The following is a 24,323-nucleotide window of genomic DNA, read 5'->3' as shown; positions in this document are numbered from 1 at the left end:
TGTTTGGTATTTGATTATTATCTGGCAAGCATAGCTTCATTGATATCTATTGCTTGCAGCAGAGACTGTGCATAGATGCATCACTTTCGACCCAAATAGCGACAAAAAATGGCCATGTTTGACTGGCTTATTTTACTAATATCAAATTAAGATAATTTAGAATAAGATTAGATTACAAAGAAAAAACTGACTAACCAGAGTGGTTTATAAACGGAGAGAGTCCCATTGAGTACCTTAGATCTTAGCAGTAAATTACCGAACCTTGGCACCAGCATATTTACTTATATGACAGGGCTGGCAAACCAATACAATGCCATTAACCTCTCTCAAGGCTTCCCAGAGTTTGATGCCCCTAAACTATTAAAGCAAGGCTTGGCCAAATACTGCGATCAAGGTTTTAATCAGTACGCTCCCTCCTCTGGACTGGCACCACTGCAGACTCAAATAGCCTCCCTCATCGGGCGCAAATACGGCATAGATGTAAACCCAAACGATACGGTAACAGTGACTTCGGGAGCGACCGAAGCATTGTTTGTCGCAATACAGGCCATCACCCACCCAGGAGACGAGATAATAATCTTCGATCCTGCCTATGATTCCTATAAACCCGCCATTGAGCTGGCCGGAGGCCGTGCGGTGCATATCACAATGCAGGCGCCGGATTATGCCATAAACTGGCAACAGGTAGCGGCAGCTATCACTGACAAAACCCGCGGAATTATCATCAACACGCCCCATAATCCCAGCGCAAAAACGTTAAAACAAGCTGATTTTGATAAATTAAAGGCACTCGTGCTCAAACATGATCTGCTGATAATAAGTGATGAAGTATATGAACATATCACCTTTGGTAACACGCCCCACATCAGTGTATTAGGCGATGCTGAACTTTTTTCGCGCGCTTTTGTGATCTCCAGTTTTGGCAAAACGTTCCATTGTACTGGCTGGAAGATGGGTTACTGCGTTGCCCCCGAGGTGCTGACACAAGAGTTTAGGAAGATTCACCAATATGTCACCTTCTCAAGCTTCACCCCAGCGCAACTGGCGTTAACAGATATGCTGGCCGAAGAGCCTGAACATATCACAGCACTCGCACCTTTTTATCAACACAAGAGAGACGTGCTAGTTAATGCGCTGCAAAATAGCCGCTTTACGATTTTACCCAGCGAAGGCACCTACTTTTTACTGCTAGATTACTCAGAGATCTCAGAACTAGACGACATGTCATTTTGTGAATATCTAGTCAAAGAGATTGGTGTAGCAGCAATCCCACTGAGCGTGTTTTACCAAACTGCACCAGGTGATAAAGTCATTCGCTTATGCTTTGCCAAAGAGGATAAGACATTGCAGCAAGCAGCCAAAAAATTATCTGCTTTATAGCGATTTACGGACGCTTCAAGGAGATGAGGGAAATACAAGGCACAGCTATCAAAGAGGCTTATCAGCTAATAGCTACAAAGGAAAAAATAGAAAAAATGGCAATAATATCCGGTGTCAGAAAGATGGTGGTGACACCCAACTCATTGTTGATAAATGGTGTTTTGTGGGAAACGCCAAAGCTTAAATAAGTTATTAACGCCATAGTCGTTTGTTATGCCTTTTTCGTCTTTTTGAAACCTAAGTCGGCTTTTCTTCGCTAACAAGCATGTCTATGAATTTTGCAAATCGCCTCTGTCTGGTTTCGGGTTTCTTCGCACTTGTCAGTCCGTACGCGATGACATAATGACTCGATTTAGTGAGCGTTTCAAAAAATTGTTTCGCCTTCGGCTTGCTATCTAGTGCTGTTAAGAAATCCGCCGGCACTTTCATTTCACTTACAGCATAGGCGCTCTCCCATCGGCCGTCTGCTTTGGCGGCACGAACGTGCACGAGTCCTGACTCCGTCATCTGGCCCTCGTTTATTAAATGCTCCACATGCTCTCTGTTCCTTTTTGACCAGTTGCTTCGTGCTTTTCTTGGAGTGACCCGCTGGAGATAGGCTTGGTCATCGATTGACTTCTTGACGCCATCGATCCAGCCCCAGCACAGCGTCTCAATCACGACATCATCCCAAGTCACGCTCGGAATTCCAGTCTTTATCTTGAATATCTTCACCCACAGTTCACTTTCGATGGCGTGATTCACCTTAAGCCACCGGCCAAGATCTTTCGGCGATGTAAAGGTCATGATTCTCGCTGGATCGGGTTCAGGCATAAAACTAGATTCTCTTCGGCATAAAAAAGACAGGACAGGCACATCATTAACGATGGCAGCCTACATATCTCGGTTGTTTCCCGTAAAGGTTAGGTTACTAAGATAACAGGTCTTCTTGCTCTGAAATGCAGAATAAAAGTCTTCATGGGCCCGTCTTGAAAAGGTGTCATCTCTTAGATCGTATTGGGCTATCCATTCAATAAGCATGGATAAATTAGCATCTTGGGCCTGTTTTGAAGGGTACTTGTGTGGCTCCCAGGGACGTTGCTTAGCATTCTCGATACAGAGGTCGACAGGCAAGTTCATAAAGATCAACTCAGTGACATTGCCAACTAGCAACTGTAAGAGGTCCGTGTAACATCCCTCTATGACCCAGTTTTGATTGTCTTGGATAAAAGTCCTAAGCGAGTGCTCCGACTCATTAAGCGGCATACGCTGCGGCGGTTTAGGCGGCTCATAGGGTTGCCAGGCCAGACTATCGAGATCTAAATGGGCTAGGCCATCAGAACTAGCTAAACGCTTGGCAAGCGTCGACTTTCCCGAGCCTGAATTACCAAAGATGAGCACTCTTCGATCCATATTATCTCCCACTAGCTAATCCTTTTAGATTTATACGATTGTCGGCCTAGCCTAATACTATCGAAGATAAGACGACCCAAGCCAAGGCTGTCGAAGCTAAAGCTGTAGATACTGGCTTATTTAAGTAGGCCTATCTCCACTGCATGCGATAGCTTCTTCTCCAGACTGGACCATAGCGCTTCACTACCTTAAATACCAATTCCATTAAGTAAGTGAGCATTCAGCGGGAATTAAAAATGTTGTAGGCAAGTAAGGGGATTGAAGCTAATAGTTAATCTATATCGAAAGTCACTTCCGCAGCATAAAGCATTTTTAAACCCGCACTACGTGAGCTTCTCAAGACTTCCACTTCTGCTTTGCATTGCCTTGAAAGGGAGTAACCATTACTTCAACAATGCGCCTTGAATTAAAAGCCCTGAGAAGCTCTGAATTGTTCATAAATTTAATGGAACTGGTATCACTATACGGCGATTGACCGAAAAAACCTTCTCTTTAGGCACCTCATTATCACGCCAGCTATGCCCCTCGCCATACAGATTATGTAACAGTGGCGGCACCCTGTCGATTGCCTTCGCAAAACTGGCATCGGCGGTCTCACCCAGCTCAAATTCATACCACAGAGCCATATACGTATCGGCCTGCCCCACAGGTAAGATATCTAGGATACGCTTAAGACCAGCCGCTTCCTTCTCTTTTATTCCCTGAGTTTCAGATTGATAGATGATGGTATCCCCTGCATCTACCTCGCCTAAGTCATGTATGAGTAGCATCTTGATGACCCGGTCAATATTTATAGGCTCATTAGCAAACTCTTTGAGCATCAGAGCCGATAGACACACATGCCAGCTATGCTCGGCCGAATTCTCATAACGATCAAGACCAACAGGCCTGGTTTTTCTCTTAACATCCTTAAGCTTCTCTATCTCAACGATAAAGCTCAATACTCTTTCGATATCACCATTAACTGAATCCGCTGCGTTCACTCGTCCTCCTTAATCTGTCATATAGGGTGCTGCTGGCACAACACCTTGTACCATCCTTATAAAAGCGTTTTGTTTCGGTCCAATCTGCTTCAGCAGATATTATAAGGATCTATAGTCAGAGATAAAGACGGCAACCTTCTACACACTTTCAAAAATAAATTGTTAATAATCAATTTACTCCAGTTAAAAGAAAAGGCCTTCTGTCGATAACAGAAGGCCTTAGGTGATGTTCAAACATTTACATCACAGCAGTTCTTAATTGCGCCAGTTACGTTCCCTCAACCAGCTCCCGACTCTTCCACTGCACAATTATCAGGCCTAATATCACTAATATTCCGACAAAGCCTGCACCGAAGGGATTGAACAAGATCAAGGGAGCCATCATCAGAGCGACAATACGTTCCATATTAGACAGTGGTCGCAATAAATACCCTTCGATGGATATCGCTAAGGCCAGTATGATTGCCGCGGTCTGAGCGATAGCAAAACCAAACTCCAATGCACTCGCCTCAGGGCTTACCAGATCCGTATAGGCCATCATAATAGGAATAATAAACAGGCCGCCAGCAAGCTTAAAGGCCTCCACCGAAGATTTCATCGGGTTCGCCTTGGCCACACCAGCTGCGGCGAAGGCGGCTAATGCAATCGGCGGCGTCACATTCGAGGTCTGGGACAGCCAGAAGATAATAAGGTGGGCCGTTAATAGCGGCAGACCAAAATCCCCCAACATGGGCACGGCCATCACGGCGAGCACGATATAAGCCGCCGTCACAGGTAATCCCATGCCTAACACCAGGGCGACAATACTGATTAGCCCGAGAGCCACCAGCATGTAACCACCGGAGAACTCCATCACGAACTGAGTGAACTGTAAGCCAATGCCAGTCTGACCCACTACGCCGACTATAATCCCAGCCGCGCCGCAGGCCACCGAGATAGGCAGTGCCATCAGGGCACCGTTTTTCATTCCCTGAATAAACTTAGTCAAACCTATACGACTGTGTTTACGCAGTGCTGCTGTCACTAAGATTGCCGCACAACCAGCAACACCGACTAACAATGGCGAATAGGCCATCATCAGCAGTGCGGTGATTAAACCCAGTGGAATAAGATGATGGGCACCGTGTTTCATCACAGAAATCACCGCTTCGGTGCGGCTCACGGCCTGCAGATTTAACTTACAAGCCATCAAGTGTACATAAAGCAAGGTACAGAAAAAGTAGAGAATAGCTGGGGCGATAGACGCTAACATGATCTCGCTATAGGGAACCCCGGTGAACTGCGCCATCACAAAAGCGCCCGCACCCATGATAGGTGGCATGATCTGCCCGCCAGTCGATGCTGCCGCTTCGATACCCGCCGCCTGCTCAGGTTTATAGCCCAGCTTCTTCATCATAGGTATGGTCACCGACCCTGTGGTCACAGTGTTGGCAATCGCAGAACCCGAAATAGAGCCAAGACCAGCGGAGGCCAATACAGCGGCCTTTGCAGGACCACCGCGATACTTACCTGCGATAGAGAATGATAAATCGATGAAGAATTTACCCGCACCGGTCACTTCTAAGAAGGCGCCGAAGAGTACAAAGATAAATACCGTCGTCGCCGCAATCCCTAAGGCCGAGCCAAATACCCCATTAGCGGAGTAAATCTGAAACTGAATAAGCTCTTGCAGCGAATACGCCTTAGTTGCAATCGCGCTTGGCAACATATCACCAAAGGCACTGTAGGATAAAAACAGCGCAGCAATCAGTACCATCACCCAGCCCACAGTACGGCGACAGCCCTCCATCAAGAGAACTAACAGGGCGCAACCCGCCACTAAATCTGGCATCTTGAGGCCATAAAGCAAATGATCGATATCGTTATAATCAAAAATGCTCATTCGGTAGGCACCAAACAATGCCAAACCACAGAGCGCGAGATCAAACACCCGGCCTAGGAGGTAGAGTTTGCTGTATCGATTGTTAACTAGCGGGTAATGCAAAAAAATCAACACCAGCACCCAGCTCAGGTGGACTGGTCTGAAGTAAGTCGCCGAAATGGTGGAAGTGATCCCCTGCCAGATCTGAAATGCAGACAGAGCAACTGCAATGGCTAGAATCACATAGCCAAATACTTTTAACGTTGGCTCATAAGGCAGAGATGTATCGATGGTCACTGAGCTATGATTAGCTTTAGTATCTTCGAGTACAGGTTCATCATGACCTAATTTAGTATTATTAGTTTGGGTCATATCATGTCCTCAATAGGTCAATGCCAAAGTGACTCCTTGCTTGCGAAAAGAGAAGTTTACATCTGGCATCAACAAAAATGAAAAGGATATATCAGAAAAAACAAAGGTAACTCATTAAGCTACCTTTGCCTTTGTCTCATTGTATTTATTAAATTGGAAACTAGCCTACTTAGCCAATGAGTCCAGATACTTCTGTGCACCCGCATGCAGTGGCACACCGGCTAGGCGATGGGCATTTTCAGGCGTGGTCGCTTCGGCAACTTTCACCACCTTACGCACTTCACCCATATTCTCAAACGCTGATTTAGTCAAGTTGTAAGCCATTTCATCACTCATCTTGGCGCTAACAACAACGACGTTCCACACACTCAAGGTAGATACCGCCCCCACATTCTTGTACACATCTGCAGGTATGGTGTACTGACTATAAGCTGGGTTTGTCTCGATGAAAGCAGCGCTCTCGGCATCGGAGATAGGAATAAGATTGATCTTATGAGTCAGCGAAATTTGAGTCACTGCGCCAACACCTTGGCCGCCAACGATGAAACCAGCATCAATCTGACCATTGGCTAACGCATTGGTTGTCTCACCGTAATTTAAGTAGACCGCATCGATATCTTTCTTCACATCGATACCAACAGAGGCCAGCAAGGCCGCAGCCGTTACCGCTGTACCACTTGCCGGAGCACCTAAGGAAATACGCTTGCCCTTAAGATCGGCTAAAGATTTAATCCCGGATTTTTCCAATGCTATGGTATGTACCAGGTTTGGATAAAGCGCAAACAAGGTTTTAACCGGCATTTCGCTGCGGAACTTACCTTCGCCTTTATAGGCATCGAGTACCACATTGCCCATGGCAATACCGGCAATCATGTCACCGCGCACTACCTTGATGGTGTTCTCAACTGATGCTGCGGTCACTTCCGCTTTGACGTTCACATCTGGAACCTTGTCAGACCACACCTTGGCTAACGCACCACCGAAGGGATAATAGATACCGCTTTGACCGCCGGTACCGATAGAGTAATTTTCAGCTTGTACTGCCGAAGGTAAAATGAGCAGTAAAGCGAGTGTAAGCGCGCGATGAAACATAGCCTTCCCCTTAATTAATTTGATACATTTGTTATTTTTCAGGTCATTAATCTTAGTCAAAAACCTGTTAGTTATTAGTGTATTTCCACTTCAATTTGGCATCGATATTACTTAAGGGCTAGCCAATGTCAAGGTATCGAATAGTCTAAGTGGATAGGTTAATATGAAGATTATCGGAATCATAAAATGCATATGTACTATGGGGGTTTCATCCCCATGAAATCAGGACAAATATGAAGCACGAACTGAACAGACGACAACTGATTAAAGCCATTGCAGCAGGCAGCGTGCTAAGCCAACTAGGCAGTTTCTCGGCACTAGCCACAGAGGCGAAACGCCTTTATGTGGATGGCTTATGCTTTCTTCCCGATGACCTCACCGATCTAAAAGCCTCAAGCATAGATGCTTACCTGTGTGATATCTCAGATATTGAGGCCATTAAGCAGTCCGACGGCACCACCAACTATAAACGTACCTACAAGGCGTGCATGAGGAGCATTTCGGAAGCACTCACGCGAGTAAATGATAATCCTGACAAGCTTATCTTAGGTAACACCAGTGTCGATATCCGAGAAGCACATACCACAGGTAAGACTGCAGTATTCTTCCAAATTCAGGGCGCAGATTGTGTCGAGGACAGTATTAGCTCGAACCTAAGTCAGGTCGATGAGTTTTATGATAAAGGGCTGCGAGCACTGCAACTCACTCATCACTATGGCAATAAATTTAGCGGCGGTGCTTTAGATAATGATGGCGTTCGAGGGCTCAATAAGCCACTAACCCAAGCGGGCAAACAGCTAATCGCTAAGCTTAACGATAAACGCATCTTGGTCGATGTCAGTCATTCCAGTCCGCAATCTGCGCTGGACACGGCCAAAGTATCGAACGCCCCAATCGTTCAGAGTCACGGCGCCGTACGCGCCATCGTCAATCATGCTCGCTGCTCACCCGATGACGTCATTAAGGCTATCGCCGATACCGGCGGCTTGTTTGGGGTCTTTATGATGAGTTTCTGGCTGACTAACGACAAGATACCCACCACAGAGCACTATATCGCTCACCTGAAACATGTGGCTAATGTGGCTGGCATTGATGCTATCGCTATCGCCAATGACTATCCACTCGCTGGCCAGAAGAAGCTGCTTAAGCTCGACAACAATAACACAGAAGGTATAAAACAGTATCTTGAGTGGTGGCACAGCCTACGAGCCAAGAATGTACTGGGTTACGACATTGAACCTGTGCACGTAGTGATACCCGAACTCAATCATATTCATCGTATGGATCGCATAGATTCTGCCTTGGCCAAGTCTGGTTTTAGTGGCAGTGACAGAGATAAGATCATGGGCGGCAACTGGCAAAGAGTGCTAAAAGATGTATTAGCTTAAACTTAATTGCGCTCTCATCGATAAGAAACTTATCTCATCGATTTAGCTGATATCTGCATCAAAATACAAAATGCTTTGAAGGATAAAATGAGAATATATCAGTTGAGTGATTGTCACTTACAGGTGGACGAAGAAATGCCAAGGGCAAATCTAATTCGCGCTTTAGCCTTGATTGAAGGCAAGAGGGATGGCGATGTACTCCTGTTAACCGGTGACCTAGTCTGCGACCCTTCTATTGAGATATATTCGCAGTTTAAAGCCATCGTTCAGGCGCACACTTCGATCGACAGAGTCTTTGCCATTGCGGGGAATCATGACAACCTGACTATGATGAAGTCAGTGTTTAGCGGCAGTAGAATCCAAGTGAAAAACCATGTTCATCTTAACGATGACTTGAGTCTATGCTTTGTCGATTCCAGCCAGAAACCGCTATCTAACATGCCTCTCGGCGCAGGTAGGGTATCAAGCAAAGCCCTTAGTTCTTTAAAAAAAATCACCAGAGAACATCAGTCCATCGTGGTGATTCATCACCCTGTGGTTAATTTAGGTGCTAAGTGGTTTACCCGGATAGGTATTGAAAATAATCTTGATGTCATCAAAGCTATACATCCACAAACGTTGGCCATTTTAAGCGGACATGCCCATGGGTTTTTCAAACAGCCAATAAAAAACCGAGGAAAAATCATCCCGCTCATCGTCAGCCCAGCCACCTCCTATGGCTTCGAACACACTAATCCCGATTATGAGAAAAACACCAATATAGGCATCATGGTTTACGACCTAAATCCGGCTCCTAACGAAGAGATAGCAGTGAAAAAGACGGGAACGAACAACAGACAGATTGAATACACCTTGAGTGAAACAGTGATAACTCTCAACCACTAGTGATTTTATTATAATCAAACAAGCCTACTGCAGATTAAATCCCCCAAGCATATCTGAGCCAAGTCATGAACTTAGACATACGTCCTAGTACAAAAGGTTAAGTTTCCCTGCTTTATGTAAATATCATTGTTCAAAGATAGCAATTAGCTGTCTACTTCAACTTAACAATTTTATTACCTACGTATGTCGCCCCCCATCTTATTTGGCCTGAGACATTAAGCTAACACCATTGATAATATTACAGATTCATTACAATAAACTAGTAAAGATAACCTACGGGATTACTAATCTCTTTGATGTTATTTGTAATGCTAACTCTTTGATGTTGAGGAACCTGTCAATTAATAAATAAAAATTAACGAATGTAACAGTGTGACCATGATCACACATTGACGTCATCAATCGACGCATTATTCAGATCTGACCATGCGGTTCAATCTACCAATTGAACCACACATATATTAAATCATCTCGACCAATGAAGGTTTTATATGGATATTTTAGAAGAACTTTTCCAAGCAGCTCCCTTAGTCGCACTTTTTATTACGCTCACCTTTGGTTATCTCATAGGTAAAATAACCATAGGGAGGTTCGTTTTAGGCGGGGTCGCCGGTACATTACTCGTAGGTGTGGTTGTTGGCCAAGTCGGTGTAGATATTGACAGTGGTGTTAAGAGTATCTTTTTCGCATTATTTATTTATGCTGTTGGTTTTCAAGGCGGACCACAATTTTTTGGTGCGCTGAACCGGCGCACACTCAATATACTTCTCTCAGCTGTCGTCATGACAGTATCCGGCTTAGTGTGTGTTATTGCTGCAGCTTGGTTTTTCGACCTTGATAGAGGCACAGCAGCAGGATTAGCTGCCGGAGGATTAACACAGTCATCGATCATAGGGACTGCGGGAGATGCTATCGCGAACCTCATGGGAGTCAGTGGTGAGGCGAAAAAAATCATGGAGACCAATGTTGCCGTGGGTTACGCCGTAACCTACATTTTCGGCTCATTAGGACCGATAATAATGGTGACCTGGTTTTTCCCCACTATCATGGGCTGGGACATTCGAGCCGAAGCGATCAAGAAAGCCAACTCAATGGCGGGTGGCAAACCCGATCTAGAGCCAGGGCAATTCAATGCTATAAGCAGAATTGTTTCAAGAGCTTATAAAATCACTCCTGATAGTTATGCCATAGGTAAAACCGTCGCCGAAGTCAATGAAGCACTCTATGATGTGGCTATTGAACTCATTCAACGACAAGGCACCGACACCCCAGCCGATGAAGAGGCAATAATTCAAGAGGATGATGTTGTCATTGTCACAGGTGTCAGAACGTCAATTCATAAAATACCTGATTACTTAGGCGTAGAGTGCAATGTGCCAGAAGACTTTACCTTAATTGAAGAGCATCGACAGTTGCTGGTAACAGGTAAAAAACTGGTTGGTAAGCGACTAAAAGAGATAAAACAGGTCACAGGCATGTCAGTGCGCCGAGGTGTTTACTTATCTGATTACAAACGCGCAGGTAAAACCATCACCATATCGCCAGACCTTATTGTCGAAAAGAACGACCAATTGCAATTAACAGGTACGCCTGAAGATATTAACCGTGTCCAGAACACCATAGGCGACAGGTTAGTCTCCCCCTATTTCACCGATTTTGTATTTTTTGGTCTGGGCATGACAGTAGGCATGCTGATTGGCCTGATACATTTTAAAATAGCCGGTATCCCCGTCACCATAGGTTCAGGAGCAGGCTGTCTAGTTTCCGGTCTTATGTTCGGCTGGCTCAGAAATACTCACCCAAGGTTTGCATCACTGCCTATGGGGGCCTCTAATTTCTTACGTGATTTTGGTCTTGCGGTATTTGTTGGACTGGTTGGCTTATCTGCTGGTCCTCAGGCGGTAGTCACCATCAAAGAGTACGGCCTCACACTGCTTTTCTTAGGCGTTTTTGTCACCCTGGTGCCTCAAATAATCGCCTTTTTCTTCTCCTATTACATCTTGAAAATAAAGGACCCAATAGAAGCTTTGGGCGCCTTAGTCGGTGGCCGAAGTGCTAATCCCGGCTTTGCCGCCTTATTGAGTAAAGCGGGTAACCCTACGCCAGTATTCTCTTTTACCGTTACCTATGCCGTTGCGAATGTACTCCTCACATTATGGGGGCCTATCATCGTCGGCATCATCACTAAAAATGCAGCTGGTTAATTGTTTTTTCTATATAAATAAATGGATGGTTATATGAAGAATTTAGATTTCTCACAATTTACAGACCTAAGCCCGTTTGAGCTAAAAGATAAGCTAATCGAAGTCGCTCAAGCCACGCCTGACCGAATATTATTAGATGCTGGACGCGGAAATCCCAATTTTCTAGCGACATTACCGCGACGCGCTTTTTTAAGGTTAGGTGATTTTGCCTTAGAAGAGTCTGAGCGTTCATATGCTTACCTCAATGAAGGCTTCGGTGGCATTCCCGACGGCAAAGGCATAGTTGCCCGTTTTGATACGTTTGCCAAAGAGCATCAAGATACCGAAGGCGTTAAGTTTCTCCAGTCTTCAATCAGCTATGTAAAAGACCAGTTAGGCTTAAGCCGCGAGTCATTTCTACACGAAATGGTGAATGCATTTTTAGGTTGTAATTACCCCGTGCCCCCTAGAATGTTGACCAACATCGAATCTATCGTCAACGCATACATAGCGCAAGAGATGTATGGCAGCTTACCCGTCAGTAACGATTTTGACTTGTTTGCCACCGAGGGCGGTACGGCAGCAATGACCTATACCTTCCAAACCATGTTTACCAACGGCTTGTTAAAGAAAGGCGATAAAATAGCGTTAACCACACCTATCTTTACCCCTTATCTGGAGATCCCGGAACTGGCAGAATTTGGACTGGAAGTGGTTGAGATCCGCTTAGATGAAGAGACATGGCAGTTAACCGATTCGGAAATTGCCAAACTGGAAGACAAGGACATTAAATTGCTCTGCGTCGTGAATCCAAGTAATCCACCTTCGGTTAAGTTTTCCAATGACATTTTGGATAAGTTAGCCAACTTAGTGGCAACCAAGCGCAAAGACCTGTTTATCATCACTGACGATGTATATGGCACATTCGCCGATGACTTCGTGTCGCTGTTTGCTAAATGTCCATACAACACCTTATGTGTGTATTCCTTCTCTAAATACTTCGGCGCGACGGGTTGGCGTTTAGGTGTTATTGGCATTCAAGATAAAAATATCTTCGATGACACCTTAAAGTCCATGTCTGAAGAGCACAACTTAACGTTAGATAATCGCTATAAAACCTTAACGCCTAATCCCAGAGAGATAAAGTTTATCGATCGCATGGTTGCCGATAGCCGAAATGTCGCCCTTAACCACACAGCTGGCCTATCTTTGCCACAACAAGTACAGATGGCCCTGTTCTCACTCAGCTGCCTGATGGACAGAGGTAACGACTACAAGCGAGCAACCAAACGACTTATTCGAGAACGTTACCAGACACTCTACAAGAATATGGGCGTCGCATTTGAGCAAAACGAGAATAGTGTGGACTACTATACCTTGCTCGATTTAGACATTCTTGGCGCTAAGATGTATGGCGATGAATTCGTGAGCTGGTTCAAGCAGTCTGGCTTAGGTAAAGAGTTTTTATTCAGACTCGCCGATGAAACCGGTGTAGTACTGCTACCGGGTAAAGGATTCGATGTGGTTCACGCGTCAGTCAGAGTCTCCTTAGCGAATTTAACCCATCATGAGTATGCAGCCATAGGCCGCTTAACCCGAAAAGTGATGGATGAGTGCTACGCTGAGTACCTGAAGAAGTAAGCCAATCTAACCCGCTCTCTCAAGGTAATAAGTGTGACCTTGAGAGAGCTTTTCCCATTAGCCTCTAGCTCAAAAACCCGCTCTACTTATGCTAATGACCAGCTTCCCTCATTCGATTTTACTCCCAGATGATCACCCTTAGTTTGAATAATCAATTTAAGCTCTGAAAACTTTCTACCACCATTGATTTAATGCCACTATTCTCATCTAATAAGCCTGACTATCACAGACAATCACCAACAAAGAAACTCTTATGCTAACCACCTTGGCCATTCAAAATTACCGTTCACTGCGTGAGATCCGAGTTCCCCTCAAGCGGCTCAATCTGGTCACGGGGGCTAACGGTAGCGGCAAGTCTAATCTTTACAAGGCATTGAGGCTATTGGCACAAACAGCACAAGGGGGCGTGGTTAACGCCTTGGCATTAGAAGGCGGACTCGACTCCAGCTTCTGGGCCGGACCTGAGAATATTACCAAGGGCATGATCAGGGGCGAAACGGCTATCGAACCTACGGTGCGACAACAGGTAAAACGCCTCAAACTTGGATTTGCCAGTGATGAGTTCAGCTATTTGATCGAGCTTGGGCTGCCTGCGCCTGATTGCACCACCTTGTTTTGCTTAGATCCCCAGATAAAACGTGAGGCCATCTGGTTCGGTAACAAATATCGTCCCGCCTCAGTATTAGTTGAGCGTCGTGGCGCCTTGGTCAAGAGCCGCGCCGAGAAAAATAAGCAAGCAGGCTGGCAGACTCTGAACTTACATATGCAGCACGGTGATAGCATCTTCAGCGAACTTGCCGATCCTGATCGTGCTCCCGAGATACTCAGGCTCAGAGACAGTATTCGTGCCTGGCGTTTCTACGATCACTTCCGTAGCGACAGCGATGCCCCGGCCAGAAAACCACAGCTAGGCACACGAACACCGGTTCTGCACCATGATGGACGAGATCTCGCCTCGGCGATTCAGACTATTTTCGAGATAGGGGATAAGGAAGGCTTCGATCATGCGGTCAGTGATGCTTTTCCCGGCGCACATGTGCATATCGAATATGAATCTAACGGCATGCTTAGCCTAAACTTCTATCAGGAAGGTTTACTCAGGCCCCTCAAGGCAGGTGAATTATCCGATGGTACCCTTAGATACCTGTTACTGGTCGCAGCCCTACTAACCCCAAGGCCACCAGAATTGATGGTACTCAACGAGCCAGAAACCAGCTTGCATCCGGATCTCCTCCCCGCCCTGTCCCGCTTAATCGCTAAAGCATCGGACTTGTGTCAGCTTTGGGTCGTCTCTCACGCTAACCGACTCATCAATGCCCTCAATGAATTTGAGCACTGCAATCTCATCGAGCTAGACAAACAGCTGGGTCAGACAGAGATAATAGGCCAAGACATCTTGAGTACGCCCAGCTGGAACTGGCAACAGAAAGGCTGAGTGTGCCTCGGAAGCTTATTGCGCTCTCTATAACGACAAGCTTATAACGACTTATTTATAACAAGAAACTTATAACATGAAGTTCGCTATGGTCTTCTGAATACCGACCACATCTGTGCCCTTTTTGAGCTCTTTGACTAGTGGCTTGTCTTGACCCGATATCCACAGCTTTAGCTCAGAGTCCATATCGAAGCGACCCGCAGTTTCCACCTCAAAATGCGTGATAGCCTTGTAGGGGATAGAATGATAGCTGACCTTTTTGCCGGTCAATCCCTGCTTGTCGATAAGGATGAGACGTTTATTGGTAAATACAAACATATCGCGGATCAGCTTATAAGCTAATTGCAGTTCTTCGTTGTCGGCCAAGATTGGACCTAGCTCGTCGGCAAGTTCTTCGAGGTTAACTTCCGAAGCGTTGCCCATCAATGAATCTAATAATCCCATTTATTCTTCCTTAAAAAAGTGTGCAATATGATTTTTCTGGTATCGTTTGGCTCATCACCATCAAGATAACATAATACCAATTTCATTAGATATGTTAAGGGCACCTCTGCAGGCTTAGCTTCAGCTAGGTATAGAGACTAGAGTGACACCATATCGCCCAGTGCATAATGTCATAGGTAGAAGGATCACTGAAACACACATCTAGCTTATTGGCTGAATAGCTAAAATGCACGTTCATGTCTGAGGAGTCTCGGGGATGACCAATAGAGCGACCATCTTGTGGCGGATTATCCATGTAACGCATGGCGCCGTAGCCCGTCTTGAGCTTGTCCCCTATCTGCCAGGTAAATAATATAAAAAAACTGATTAAGAGGTTTAGTATATTAACTACAACCTAGATATTAGAGTAAGACGGAATCGATAAGCCACTATTTAGTGGCTTATCTGTGCCAGCTAGGTCTTAACAAGCATTAGATCACAAGGCATCTTCTTAATAACGTCTTTAACTGGTGATAGAAACAGTTGATATATAACGTTGCTAGACTTATGGCCCATAACTAATAAGTCTGGTTTGTATTTCTCAGCTACGTCTAGCAAGGTGTTATCTATATAACCAGATACAAGAAAATGCTTATAAAATGGATATGGGTGTTCGGCCATTAATAATTTCATCATCTTAACTGATGTGTCGTGTTCTTCCTGCTCTATCGTATCCAGAGCAACTTCTAAGATACCGTTATATAACTTATGCAAATCAAAATCGACATGAATAACTGTTAATAGCGCGTCTTTCTCTGCTGCTAGATCTATAGCCTTATCTAATACTTGCTTGAATACTGATCAAAGTCAATTGCAACCATAACGTGAAATTTTTTCATTTACTTCCCCTTATCCAAAAATCAATTCTGTTCCAATCGTGATACCTAAACCACCGACCAATAACCAAGCAAACAACACACTAGCTAACAATATAGGCTTTATCCCAACACCTCTAATCTTCGCTATATTGGTATCAATGCCTAGTGCTCCCATTGCCATGGTTAAGAAGAAGACAGACGATTTAGTTAATACCTCTACTATTTAAGCCGGTATAACATCAAATGAATTGATACCCGCCACAACAACAAACATGACAGCAAACCAAGGGATAGTGATTTTAGCTTTGTCTGAACCTGTACTCTTATCAGATTTAGCAAGATAAATACTTAAAGCAATAAGGAAGGGCGCTAATAGCATTACTCTTGTTAGTTTTACAATAACTGAATAATGCCTATATCCTGGCCTAATGCGTTACCAGCAGCGACCACTTGTGCGACTTCATGAATCGTTGCACCGGTATAGATACCCATAGTAGATTTAGCTATTTCTAAATATGGGTACATAAGCGGATAAATAAACATTGCTATAGTTCCAAAGATAACCACTGTTGCTACGGCTACAGCCGTTTGGTGTGGTTTAGCTTTTACTATTGGTTCCGCAGCTAAGATTGCCGCCGCTCCGCATATAGCAGAACCGGCCGCAGTTAACATACTGGTTTTTTTATCGAGTCCAAATACTTTAACGCCTAACCATGTACCGCCTATAAAGGTTGTAGCTATGATTAGAAGAGCAACAACCAAACCCGTTAACCCAACGGCTATGATCTGTTGAAAGGTTATAAAAAATCCGTAAAGAATAATCCCAAGCCTTAATAGCTTTTGCTGACTAAATTTTATCCCTGTATTACATGAGTTTGGAATCTGTTTTTGAAAGCAGTTACCTAAAATCATACCCATTACAATACATATCACTAATGGGCTTAGTTGATAATCTTTACAGAATTGAAGTTCAGCAAGGGCAAACGCTATCGCCGCCATTACTGCCGTTATTAAAACACCACTTAGATACTTCATTTATGACCCTAATAATTTCGTTAGCTCATAGTAGGGTTTCCCGATGAGTAATTAAAATTGATTTCATTCATTCATTCACATGTTCAATTTTACTTAACATTGTTAATGTTCATCAATTGATCGCTTAGTCAATAAATGTGGTGAATGTCTTATTGCACGACTATACGGATATATAGGAAGTAAACTAACGCGGGAGCTGTTACCAAGGAGCAATACATAGACCTTGCCTACTGTGCTTTGTACTCCCGATGAAAGATCACATATTTAATAGGCTTGGTATTATACCTCCACCACAAAGTTTAAGAGGAAACTTGCTACACTAAGATTTCCTAATTTGGATATATTTTCAGTTAAATCAGTAGCTAATTCTTGTTGTTAGATAACTAAGATGAATGTGACACAGTCCCACTTATCAATGCCTAAAGACTATGAGCATAGGAATGGGTGAGCAGGAGATGCTTAATAAACTCAATTATTAGCATGCTGATGAAGTGTTTCTATAAATAAGATAAGTGCGGTCTTAGCCACTCATCTTATTCCAATAGCATTACTGCTACTAAAGGACAATTTGAGATCAGCCCCGACCTTCATTTGGCACCTGTCGATTTGCTCCAACCACCAGCATCAATAAAGTCACAATCAGTAATGCACCGCCAGCCATAGAGTTTCAGTCTCTGTACTGGTCCAGACAACCCTATGCTTGCAGTGGGCGGCAATATCGACATGATCACCCGCCTTCAGATGTACCAGCTCACCTTGCTCAAATTGCAACTTGGCTTCGCCCTTTAAGACCATCACCCATTCGCTACGGTCTTGATCGTACCACTGACCCTCAGGAGTCACATGAGCCTTAGAGACTATCCTCTCGATGAGTATTTTATCATTGCCACCAATCTGCTCGAAGGCCTCATCAGTCAGGTCCAATGGTATCTTGTCGAAAATATTACTCTTTTCCATAGACACTCTCCTCAAATATTTATGCTAACTCTTTAATTATTTCTTTTTAAGAGCGGCTGTTTAACCACTCCAGATTAACTCGTGCTGAGGGTGACAGCTTTGGTCACGCTAATCCCTAACCTCTTCGCTAACCGGCTCAAATTGGCTCTGTCTGTTTGCAGGCGCTTCGCCGCTGCCGACCAGTTTCCAGATTCCTGACTCAAGACTCGGGTAATAAGCTTGCGTTGAAACGTTTCCGTTTCCAGCTTGAGGCCTATACTCGCCCCTTTCTCCACCACAAGACCGGTCGTTAACAGCTCGGCATTTAACCCATTCGAGGCTGAAGATGACAACTTATCTTCAGAGCGTCCCACCGAGTCCACCAGTTGCTCGATATGCCTGATATCTATTCTCACGATAGCCTGGTTTCCGCGCCCTCTGGCTCTGAGAGCCGCCCTGCCAATCACGTGCTCCAACTCGCGGACATTGCCCGGCCAATCATAACGATTGAGTATGCTGATGGCCGAGGCATCGATTGTCAGCTGACGGATCCCCAATTTACGCCGGATCTGTTCGATAAAATACCCCGCCAGCATAGTCACATCTCCTTCTCTCTCTCTAAGAGCGGGTACTGAAATAGGATAAACACTTAGCCTGTGGTACAGATCGGCCCTGAACCGCCCCTCACTCACCTCCAGTTTCAACTGCCTGTTGGTCGCCGCTAAGATACGAACATTGACCTGCTCGGTGGCATCTTTGCCCACGGGCTGGATCTCCTGGCTCTGCAGTGCCCGCAGTAACTTACTCTGTACACCTAAGGGAAGCTCACCAATCTCATCGAGAAAAATAGTGCCGCCATCGGCCAGGCTGAATTTACCGGTACGATTCCTATCTGCCCCGGTAAATGCCCCCTTAACGTGACCGAACAGCTCACTCTCGATCAAGTTTTCCGGCAGCGCAGCGCAGTTAACATAGACGAGGGGCCCTTCTGATCGCGCCGATTGCCTATGTAAGGTTCTGGCCACCAGCTCCTTACCCACGCCTGTTTCACCTTCAATAAGAATCGAAAAACCTGACACCGCCACCATGTCGATCTCTCGCTTAAGCTTTAACATCACAGGGCTATCGCCAATCAGCTCGCCACCATCCTTAACCAGAGCTTCATTAGTCAACTCGGCAACCAGCTCCTGACTGTGCTGGGAATGGCTCTCCAGCTCTTGCAGTAGAATCGCCGTTTTTAGGGTCGCAGCCGACATGGCGGAAATGATGTCTAAGGTACGTTCAGGTAATTCATCGAACACTTCAGGCGTCATGCTATCTAAAGTCAACACCCCGATAAGCTGGTCATCGGCCAGCAGAGGCAGGCCCATGCAGGCATGAACCGGAAGGTCTCCAGCATGGGCTAACAGCATGCCGTCGTAGGGATCGGGAAGCACGCAGTCGGCGGCGAATCGCACCGGAGTGGATGAGCCACAGATAATTTCGAACCTGGGATGAGCCTGAATATCGAAGCGCCGCCCCAGGCTATCTTTACTCAGTCCCTGTTGGGCTAAGGGTTTTAACCTCTCGCCTTGAACGTGCAACAAGACCACGGCATCACAGCTCACGGTACGACGCACTGTGCTCAGTAAGCGATCGAAGCGATCTTTGGTGGTCAAACTGTTCGTCAAATCCAGAGCCAGCTCTATCAGGGCCGTCGAAGAGATATCTATCATGGTCATAAAAATTGCCGCACTCTTGTCTGCTCAAACGAGCCAAGTCATATGAAGTATAAAGTGACGATAGCACGCAAGCACAAAAAACGCATCATAAGAGTCATTTCGACTCAAACAGATAGAGTCAAAATGACTCATCAAGATTCAATAAATCAAATAAAGCATTGTAAATAAAGACTTTAAATACTTGGCACGAAATTGGCAATACTAAAAACATAATAGGTCCTATATCAGTTATTTGAACTAACTATCTGGCTCAAACACAGACTCAGATTTAAGGAGTTCCGCCATGTATGCTACTCACGCTAATGATTTTAGCTTCGCTCATGACACAGATCTTAGCAAAGATTCGCTCACCACTGACGCTAAGCGATTTAAGCTGGTATTGCACAGTGGCAATGCTGCCATGTTGATTGCGGTACTCGGTATGCTGCTGTCTATCTTTGTTGGTTATGTCCTTGCAGAGCAGTTTTCATTGTGGGCTCAAGTCGCCAGCCATATCACACTCATCTTGTGCGCCACCGCCATCAAGATTGGCTACGTCATGCGTTGTATCGGCCTTCATGGATTGGGAGCAACTCAGCTATGAGCCAAACCTTACATAAAATCAGCGAGCCTCAAACCAATCAAAATAAGAAGCAGCGGGGAAGTAACACACAAAAATTCAGTTTCAGGCTCTCTTCGACCGGGGAGGTCGAGCAGGTGTCTAAAACCAGAATGACCATGGAAGCCCCACTGTCTAAGATCACTAAGCTTCCAATTTGGGATCTGGCCTTTCGCCCTTGGTTTATCTCGGCCACAGCCTTATCTGTGGTCAGCTTGAGCATCTGGATCTTGTTCCTCCATGGCAAGATATCGCCTTTTAGCGCTGAAGGGATCAGTCCACTGATCTGGCATATTCATGAAATGCTTTTTGGTTTCGGCGCCACCATAGCCGTGGGGTTTCTGTTAACCGCGGCGCAGACCTGGACCAAGATTCGTAGCCTCAACGGCCTGGCCTTACTCCTGCTCACTAGCATCTGGTTAGCCGTTCGCGTCTTACTCTTAAGCAATTCCGTTAACCTGCAACTGTTGGCTATCGCATTGCAGGCTCTATGGTGGCTGGTGTCCATCAGCTATCTGACCTATATGGTCACTCGCGCTAAGAGTCGTCGCAATTATCAGTTTATCCCCCTATTGTCGGCCATGATGCTGCTGAACTTAGCGCTCCTGTTGGCAGATATCTTCGGCGATACCGAACTCGCCCTGCACCTATCCCGCAGTGCCATACTCATGTTTGGTTTGCTGGTTGGTATCGTCGGCGGACGCGTTATCCCCTTCTTCACCGAACGAGGCGCCGACGGAGCTCAGGTTAAGGCCACGCCATTAATCGACAAGTTACTGCCAATTGTGACTTTACTCGGTGTATCTGTGTTCTTTAGTGGCCACTTTATCGCCCTGCCATTCACACCGGCAGCCCTGCTTATCACCGCAGGAATCTTACATCTGCTGCGTCTATATTGCTGGGATCCCTTATCTACACGCAAGGTGCCCTTACTCTGGTCACTGCATGCCAGTTACTTAGCCCTGGGCCTAGGTCTGGTACTGCTAGGCGCAAGCTACTTGACCGACGCCATACGTTTCGCCGATGCCTTGCACCTGATAACGATAGGTACCATAGGCGGCATGATACTCGCCATGATAGCCAGGGTTTCTCTGGGTCATACGGGCCGAGCACTCAAGCCGCACGGCTCACTGAATATGGCCTTCGCTCTGATTTTATTTGGCGCTCTGACTCGTTTCATTCTGCCCCTATTTCAACAAGCCAGTTTGGGGTGGGACATAGCCGCCGCTTCTTGGGTCATCGCCTTCAGCCTGTTTCTGTGGCACTACACGCCTATCTTGTTTAGCGCCAGACACTAAGGATCCAAATTATCAAACCGTTTCACACACAAATTATGAAGTTCATTGATTAATACACTCAAGCTAAAACCTAAGACAATCACCCTAAGGGATGACACATATAGTCACCCATAAAATGAAGGATATTTAGATGTTATCTGCAAAACATATCGAACTGGTAAAAAGCACTATTCCCCTATTAGAATCTGCAGGCACAGACATTACCGAATACTTCTATCAGCGCATGTTCAAGCATAACCCTGAGCTTAAACACATCTTTAATATGAGTAATCAACGCAGCGGAGGCCAACCAGCAGCACTCTTTAGCGCCATCGCAGCCTACGCTAAAAATATCGAAAATCTTGCTGCACTCTCAGGGGCTGTCGAACGTATCGCGCATAAGCATACCAGCTTAAATATTCAACCCGAGCACTACCCGATTGTGGGACACCACCTGCTAGCCACACTACGAGAGCTTGCACCGGAGGCGTTTACCGCCGAAGTCGAAGAAGCTTGGGCCGCAGCCTACGGCGTGTTAGCCGGGATATTCATCAACCGTGAAGATGAGCTCTACCAAAAAAATGCCAATCAAGTCGGTGGCTGGCTCGGCGCAAGACAGTTTAAGGTGATAGAGAAACGTCAGGAATCGGCCCTGGTTACCAGCTTTATATTTGCTCCAGTCGATGGCGAGCCCGTGGTAGATTACCAAGCCGGTCAGTATCTGGGCATCAAGGTAGAACCTGCCAATCATGAGTACCGGGAGATGCGTCAATACTCTCTGTCAGACAAGCCCAATGGCAAGACTTACCGCATATCGGTAAAACGTGAAGATTCCAGAACGCCTGACGATAAGCCGGGAACCGTGTCCAACTACCTACATGACCAAGTGCATGTGGGCGACGTGCTGGATATATTCCCACCGGCAGGTGATTTTCATTATGTGGAGCGTAACGAACCTGTAGTACTTATCTCGGCGGGTGTAGGTGTCACCCCCATGCAGTCTATGTTGGAGATGCTTGCCTCGAAAATGTGCGACAAGCCGGTATTTTACCTACATGCCTGTGAAAACTTAGCCCAACACTCTTTCAATGAGCGAGTACAGGCGCTGACAAGCGAACTCAAGCTGGCTCACCATACCTGGTACAGAGAACTCGATGGCAATGAGCAGGAAGCATTGAATTCACAAGGCAGTAGCGGCAGTGTCAACAGCCATATGGGCTTTATGAATCTTGTCCCCTTGAAAGCCGAACTGCCTCTGGATAAAGGTGACTTCTACTTATGCGGTCCGGTCGTCTTTATGAGCTTTGTCAAACAGCAACTCATCGAGTTAGGCGTCGAAGATACCCGCATTCATTACGAAGTCTTCGGTCCACATTCCGATTTATAAGAATTGGTATAACCACAGCGATAAAGGTGACTCAGGAGGATGAAGCATCACGGTTAACAATGAGGATCGAATCTTAACCTAAACGACTGGCTGATAAACCCCGTGATACAGGTCTGTATCACGGGGTTTATTTTATTCAATAAACAAGGAATCTAAGCAAGCACCTTGGTTATCTCATCCAGGTGCGTATCTACCCAGGCTGAGCTTATCGGTCCCCAGGTACGAATCTTGTAATATCCCGAATTATTACGCTCTCCATCCTGTATAAACTGGCATTCGATACCGACATCGCTCAAGGCGGCTATCGAATCTTGCAGGGTTCTCCTTGGCATGCCAGTCTGTTTATTCAAAGAGAGTAAGTTATGCTGCTCACTGTCGATGGCGTGAGCGAGATAGAGCTTACGTAAAAATGCTTTTTTCTGTTTAGAGACTTCAATATCCACAAAAACACCTATTTTCCAGCTAGTGCTAATCAATTACCTATTGATAAAATAGCACATTATTAACGAATACTCGCAATGTGAATGGTTTCAGACAATTTTATGCAATCGTTTAAATTCCCCCATTAAATTGTTGTGAAATATGTCTGACCTAGAGTATGTTGGCGGGATCCTGATATAGTGATTTTCTAATAATAGGCACAAATTGAGAAGAGATGGATAATTCGACTGATTCGGCCAATGCTACCAACGAGGCTACAGATAATGCTTCAGGCAATGCCTTCGGGACTCTGCAAACCTCTGAGCGAGTTGCAGACGAAATCTCTCCCCAAGAGCATGAATTACCCAGACAGACTCAAGCCGAGTCCGACTGGCTTAGCTTCGATCAAATCCCGTTAACTCCAGTGGATCCCCGTCATTACACTCAGGTCTTATGTGAGACCATCATAGCGACACTGGTTCTTTTCAGTGTACTGTCGGTATTTATCATCTTCGTCGCTGAATTCCCTATTCAGGTCGCTTTGCCTGTGCTGTCTGTTTTAGGCTTGGCCTTTAGTGTCATCACCTGGTTACGTTATGCCCATGCTAAGTCGATTGCCTTCGCCGTATGTGATCACGAGCTATTGATGCAAAAAGGAATTATTTGGTTTAAACGTATCTCCCTACCTTATACCCGACTGCAACATATCAGTCTGTCTCAAGGCCCCTTGGAGAGAAAGCTTGGCCTACATACACTAAAGTGTTTCAGTGCCGGTAGCGGCAGCGCTGAGATAGAGCTGCCAGGTTTAGAAAGCAGGACGGCCGAAAAACTCAGGCAACATCTGCTGGCTAAGGCAGGTATTGCCAGTCAAAGCGGTAATCCAGGCCCTAGCATAAATCCAAGTCCAGGCATAAATCACTCCTTTGACACTTCGCCAAAGACATCCCTCAAAACTTCCCCCGATACTTCTCCTGATACACATCCTGAGAGACAAGAATCGAAACCAGCCAGCCTCACGACAGAAAGTGAGCGCTAA

General features: G+C 45.6%; 19 protein-coding genes and 2 pseudogenes. 10 read left to right on the top strand and 11 right to left on the bottom strand.

The features are described from left to right. The first annotated feature begins 225 nt into the window (after positions 1–225). The gene (locus tag FM037_RS05230) at positions 226–1,380 is read left to right on the top strand and encodes a methionine aminotransferase (RefSeq protein ID WP_144045129.1); all 1,155 of its coding nucleotides are present in this window, start codon (positions 226–228) and stop codon (positions 1,378–1,380) included. 237 nt (positions 1,381–1,617) lie between these two features. Here the strand turns inward: FM037_RS05230 and FM037_RS05225 are convergent, their stop codons facing one another. From FM037_RS05225 to FM037_RS05205, 5 genes are all read right to left on the bottom strand, one after another. Further along, entirely contained in the window at positions 1,618–2,193 is a 576-nt protein-coding gene (locus FM037_RS05225; protein ID WP_144045128.1) for a YdeI/OmpD-associated family protein, read from the bottom strand. 60 nt (positions 2,194–2,253) lie between these two features. Beyond that, positions 2,254–2,772, bottom strand: coding sequence for an AAA family ATPase (locus tag FM037_RS05220; protein ID WP_144045127.1), 519 nt, complete (start codon positions 2,770–2,772; stop codon positions 2,254–2,256). A 434-nt stretch (positions 2,773–3,206) separates the two neighbouring features. Next, on the bottom strand, positions 3,207–3,755 hold the full coding sequence (locus tag FM037_RS05215) for an HD domain-containing protein (RefSeq protein WP_144045126.1): 549 nt from the start codon (positions 3,753–3,755) through the stop codon (positions 3,207–3,209). A 268-nt stretch (positions 3,756–4,023) separates the two neighbouring features. Then, positions 4,024–5,988 (bottom strand): TRAP transporter permease, encoded by a 1,965-nt coding sequence (locus FM037_RS05210; RefSeq protein WP_221937473.1) that lies wholly within the window; start codon positions 5,986–5,988, stop codon positions 4,024–4,026. A 165-nt stretch (positions 5,989–6,153) separates the two neighbouring features. Then, complete coding sequence (locus FM037_RS05205) at positions 6,154–7,080, bottom strand: TAXI family TRAP transporter solute-binding subunit (RefSeq protein ID WP_144045125.1); 927 nt, start codon at positions 7,078–7,080, stop codon at positions 6,154–6,156. A 233-nt stretch (positions 7,081–7,313) separates the two neighbouring features. Here FM037_RS05205 and FM037_RS05200 point away from each other — a divergent pair, with 233 nt between their 5' ends. From FM037_RS05200 to FM037_RS05180, 5 genes are all read left to right on the top strand, one after another. Then, a complete protein-coding gene (locus FM037_RS05200; protein WP_144045124.1) occupies positions 7,314–8,468 on the top strand; it encodes a membrane dipeptidase in 1,155 nt (384 codons plus the stop codon). A gap of 87 nt (positions 8,469–8,555) precedes the next feature. Continuing rightward, positions 8,556–9,353, top strand: coding sequence for a metallophosphoesterase family protein (locus tag FM037_RS05195; protein ID WP_144045123.1), 798 nt, complete (start codon positions 8,556–8,558; stop codon positions 9,351–9,353). Between the two features lie 491 nt (positions 9,354–9,844). Next, positions 9,845–11,557, top strand: a complete 1,713-nt coding sequence (gene aspT, locus FM037_RS05190; protein ID WP_144045122.1) for an aspartate-alanine antiporter — start codon at positions 9,845–9,847, stop codon at positions 11,555–11,557. A 33-nt stretch (positions 11,558–11,590) separates the two neighbouring features. Continuing rightward, complete coding sequence (locus tag FM037_RS05185; RefSeq protein ID WP_144045121.1) at positions 11,591–13,177, top strand: bifunctional aspartate transaminase/aspartate 4-decarboxylase; 1,587 nt, start codon at positions 11,591–11,593, stop codon at positions 13,175–13,177. A 253-nt stretch (positions 13,178–13,430) separates the two neighbouring features. Continuing rightward, positions 13,431–14,612, top strand: a complete 1,182-nt coding sequence (locus tag FM037_RS05180) for an AAA family ATPase (protein ID WP_144045120.1) — start codon at positions 13,431–13,433, stop codon at positions 14,610–14,612. A 69-nt stretch (positions 14,613–14,681) separates the two neighbouring features. On the opposite strand, the gene FM037_RS05175 is transcribed toward FM037_RS05180, so the two are convergent. The 5 genes and pseudogenes from FM037_RS05175 to norR form a co-directional block, all read right to left on the bottom strand. Beyond that, positions 14,682–15,056: a PH domain-containing protein gene (locus FM037_RS05175; RefSeq protein WP_144045119.1), complete on the bottom strand. Its 375-nt coding sequence runs from the start codon at positions 15,054–15,056 to the stop codon at positions 14,682–14,684. A 453-nt stretch (positions 15,057–15,509) separates the two neighbouring features. Further along, positions 15,510–15,875, bottom strand: a pseudogene (locus tag FM037_RS30335) (universal stress protein); the annotation flags it as partial. 261 nt (positions 15,876–16,136) lie between these two features. Further along, a pseudogene (locus FM037_RS28770) lies at positions 16,137–16,912 on the bottom strand (YeiH family protein). Between the two features lie 675 nt (positions 16,913–17,587). After that, positions 17,588–17,905: a cupin domain-containing protein gene (locus FM037_RS05160; RefSeq protein WP_144045118.1), complete on the bottom strand. Its 318-nt coding sequence runs from the start codon at positions 17,903–17,905 to the stop codon at positions 17,588–17,590. 74 nt (positions 17,906–17,979) lie between these two features. Then, positions 17,980–19,605, bottom strand: a complete 1,626-nt coding sequence (gene norR, locus FM037_RS05155; protein ID WP_144045117.1) for a nitric oxide reductase transcriptional regulator NorR — start codon at positions 19,603–19,605, stop codon at positions 17,980–17,982. Positions 19,606–19,888: 283 nt separating this feature from the next. Here norR and FM037_RS05150 point away from each other — a divergent pair, with 283 nt between their 5' ends. From FM037_RS05150 to hmpA, 3 genes are all read left to right on the top strand, one after another. After that, entirely contained in the window at positions 19,889–20,188 is a 300-nt protein-coding gene (locus FM037_RS05150; RefSeq protein ID WP_144045116.1) for a hypothetical protein, read from the top strand. After that, complete coding sequence (locus tag FM037_RS05145; protein WP_227992680.1) at positions 20,185–21,501, top strand: NnrS family protein; 1,317 nt, start codon at positions 20,185–20,187, stop codon at positions 21,499–21,501. Before FM037_RS05150 ends, FM037_RS05145 begins: the two co-directional genes overlap by 4 nt. 130 nt (positions 21,502–21,631) lie before the next feature. Then, positions 21,632–22,867, top strand: coding sequence for an NO-inducible flavohemoprotein (gene hmpA / locus FM037_RS05140; RefSeq protein WP_144045115.1), 1,236 nt, complete (start codon positions 21,632–21,634; stop codon positions 22,865–22,867). A gap of 152 nt (positions 22,868–23,019) precedes the next feature. Here hmpA and FM037_RS05135 read toward each other — a convergent pair whose 3' ends face one another. Beyond that, positions 23,020–23,310 (bottom strand): winged helix-turn-helix domain-containing protein, encoded by a 291-nt coding sequence (locus tag FM037_RS05135; protein WP_144045114.1) that lies wholly within the window; start codon positions 23,308–23,310, stop codon positions 23,020–23,022. Between the two features lie 212 nt (positions 23,311–23,522). On the opposite strand from FM037_RS05135, the gene FM037_RS05130 reads away from it, so the two are divergent. Next, on the top strand, positions 23,523–24,323 hold the full coding sequence (locus tag FM037_RS05130; RefSeq protein WP_144045113.1) for a PH domain-containing protein: 801 nt from the start codon (positions 23,523–23,525) through the stop codon (positions 24,321–24,323).

Source organism: Shewanella psychropiezotolerans (assembly GCF_007197555.1).
Lineage (GTDB): Bacteria > Pseudomonadota > Gammaproteobacteria > Enterobacterales > Shewanellaceae > Shewanella > Shewanella psychropiezotolerans.
Note: the sequence above shows the minus strand (reverse complement) of the source record. Positions and strands in the feature narration are given on the sequence as shown.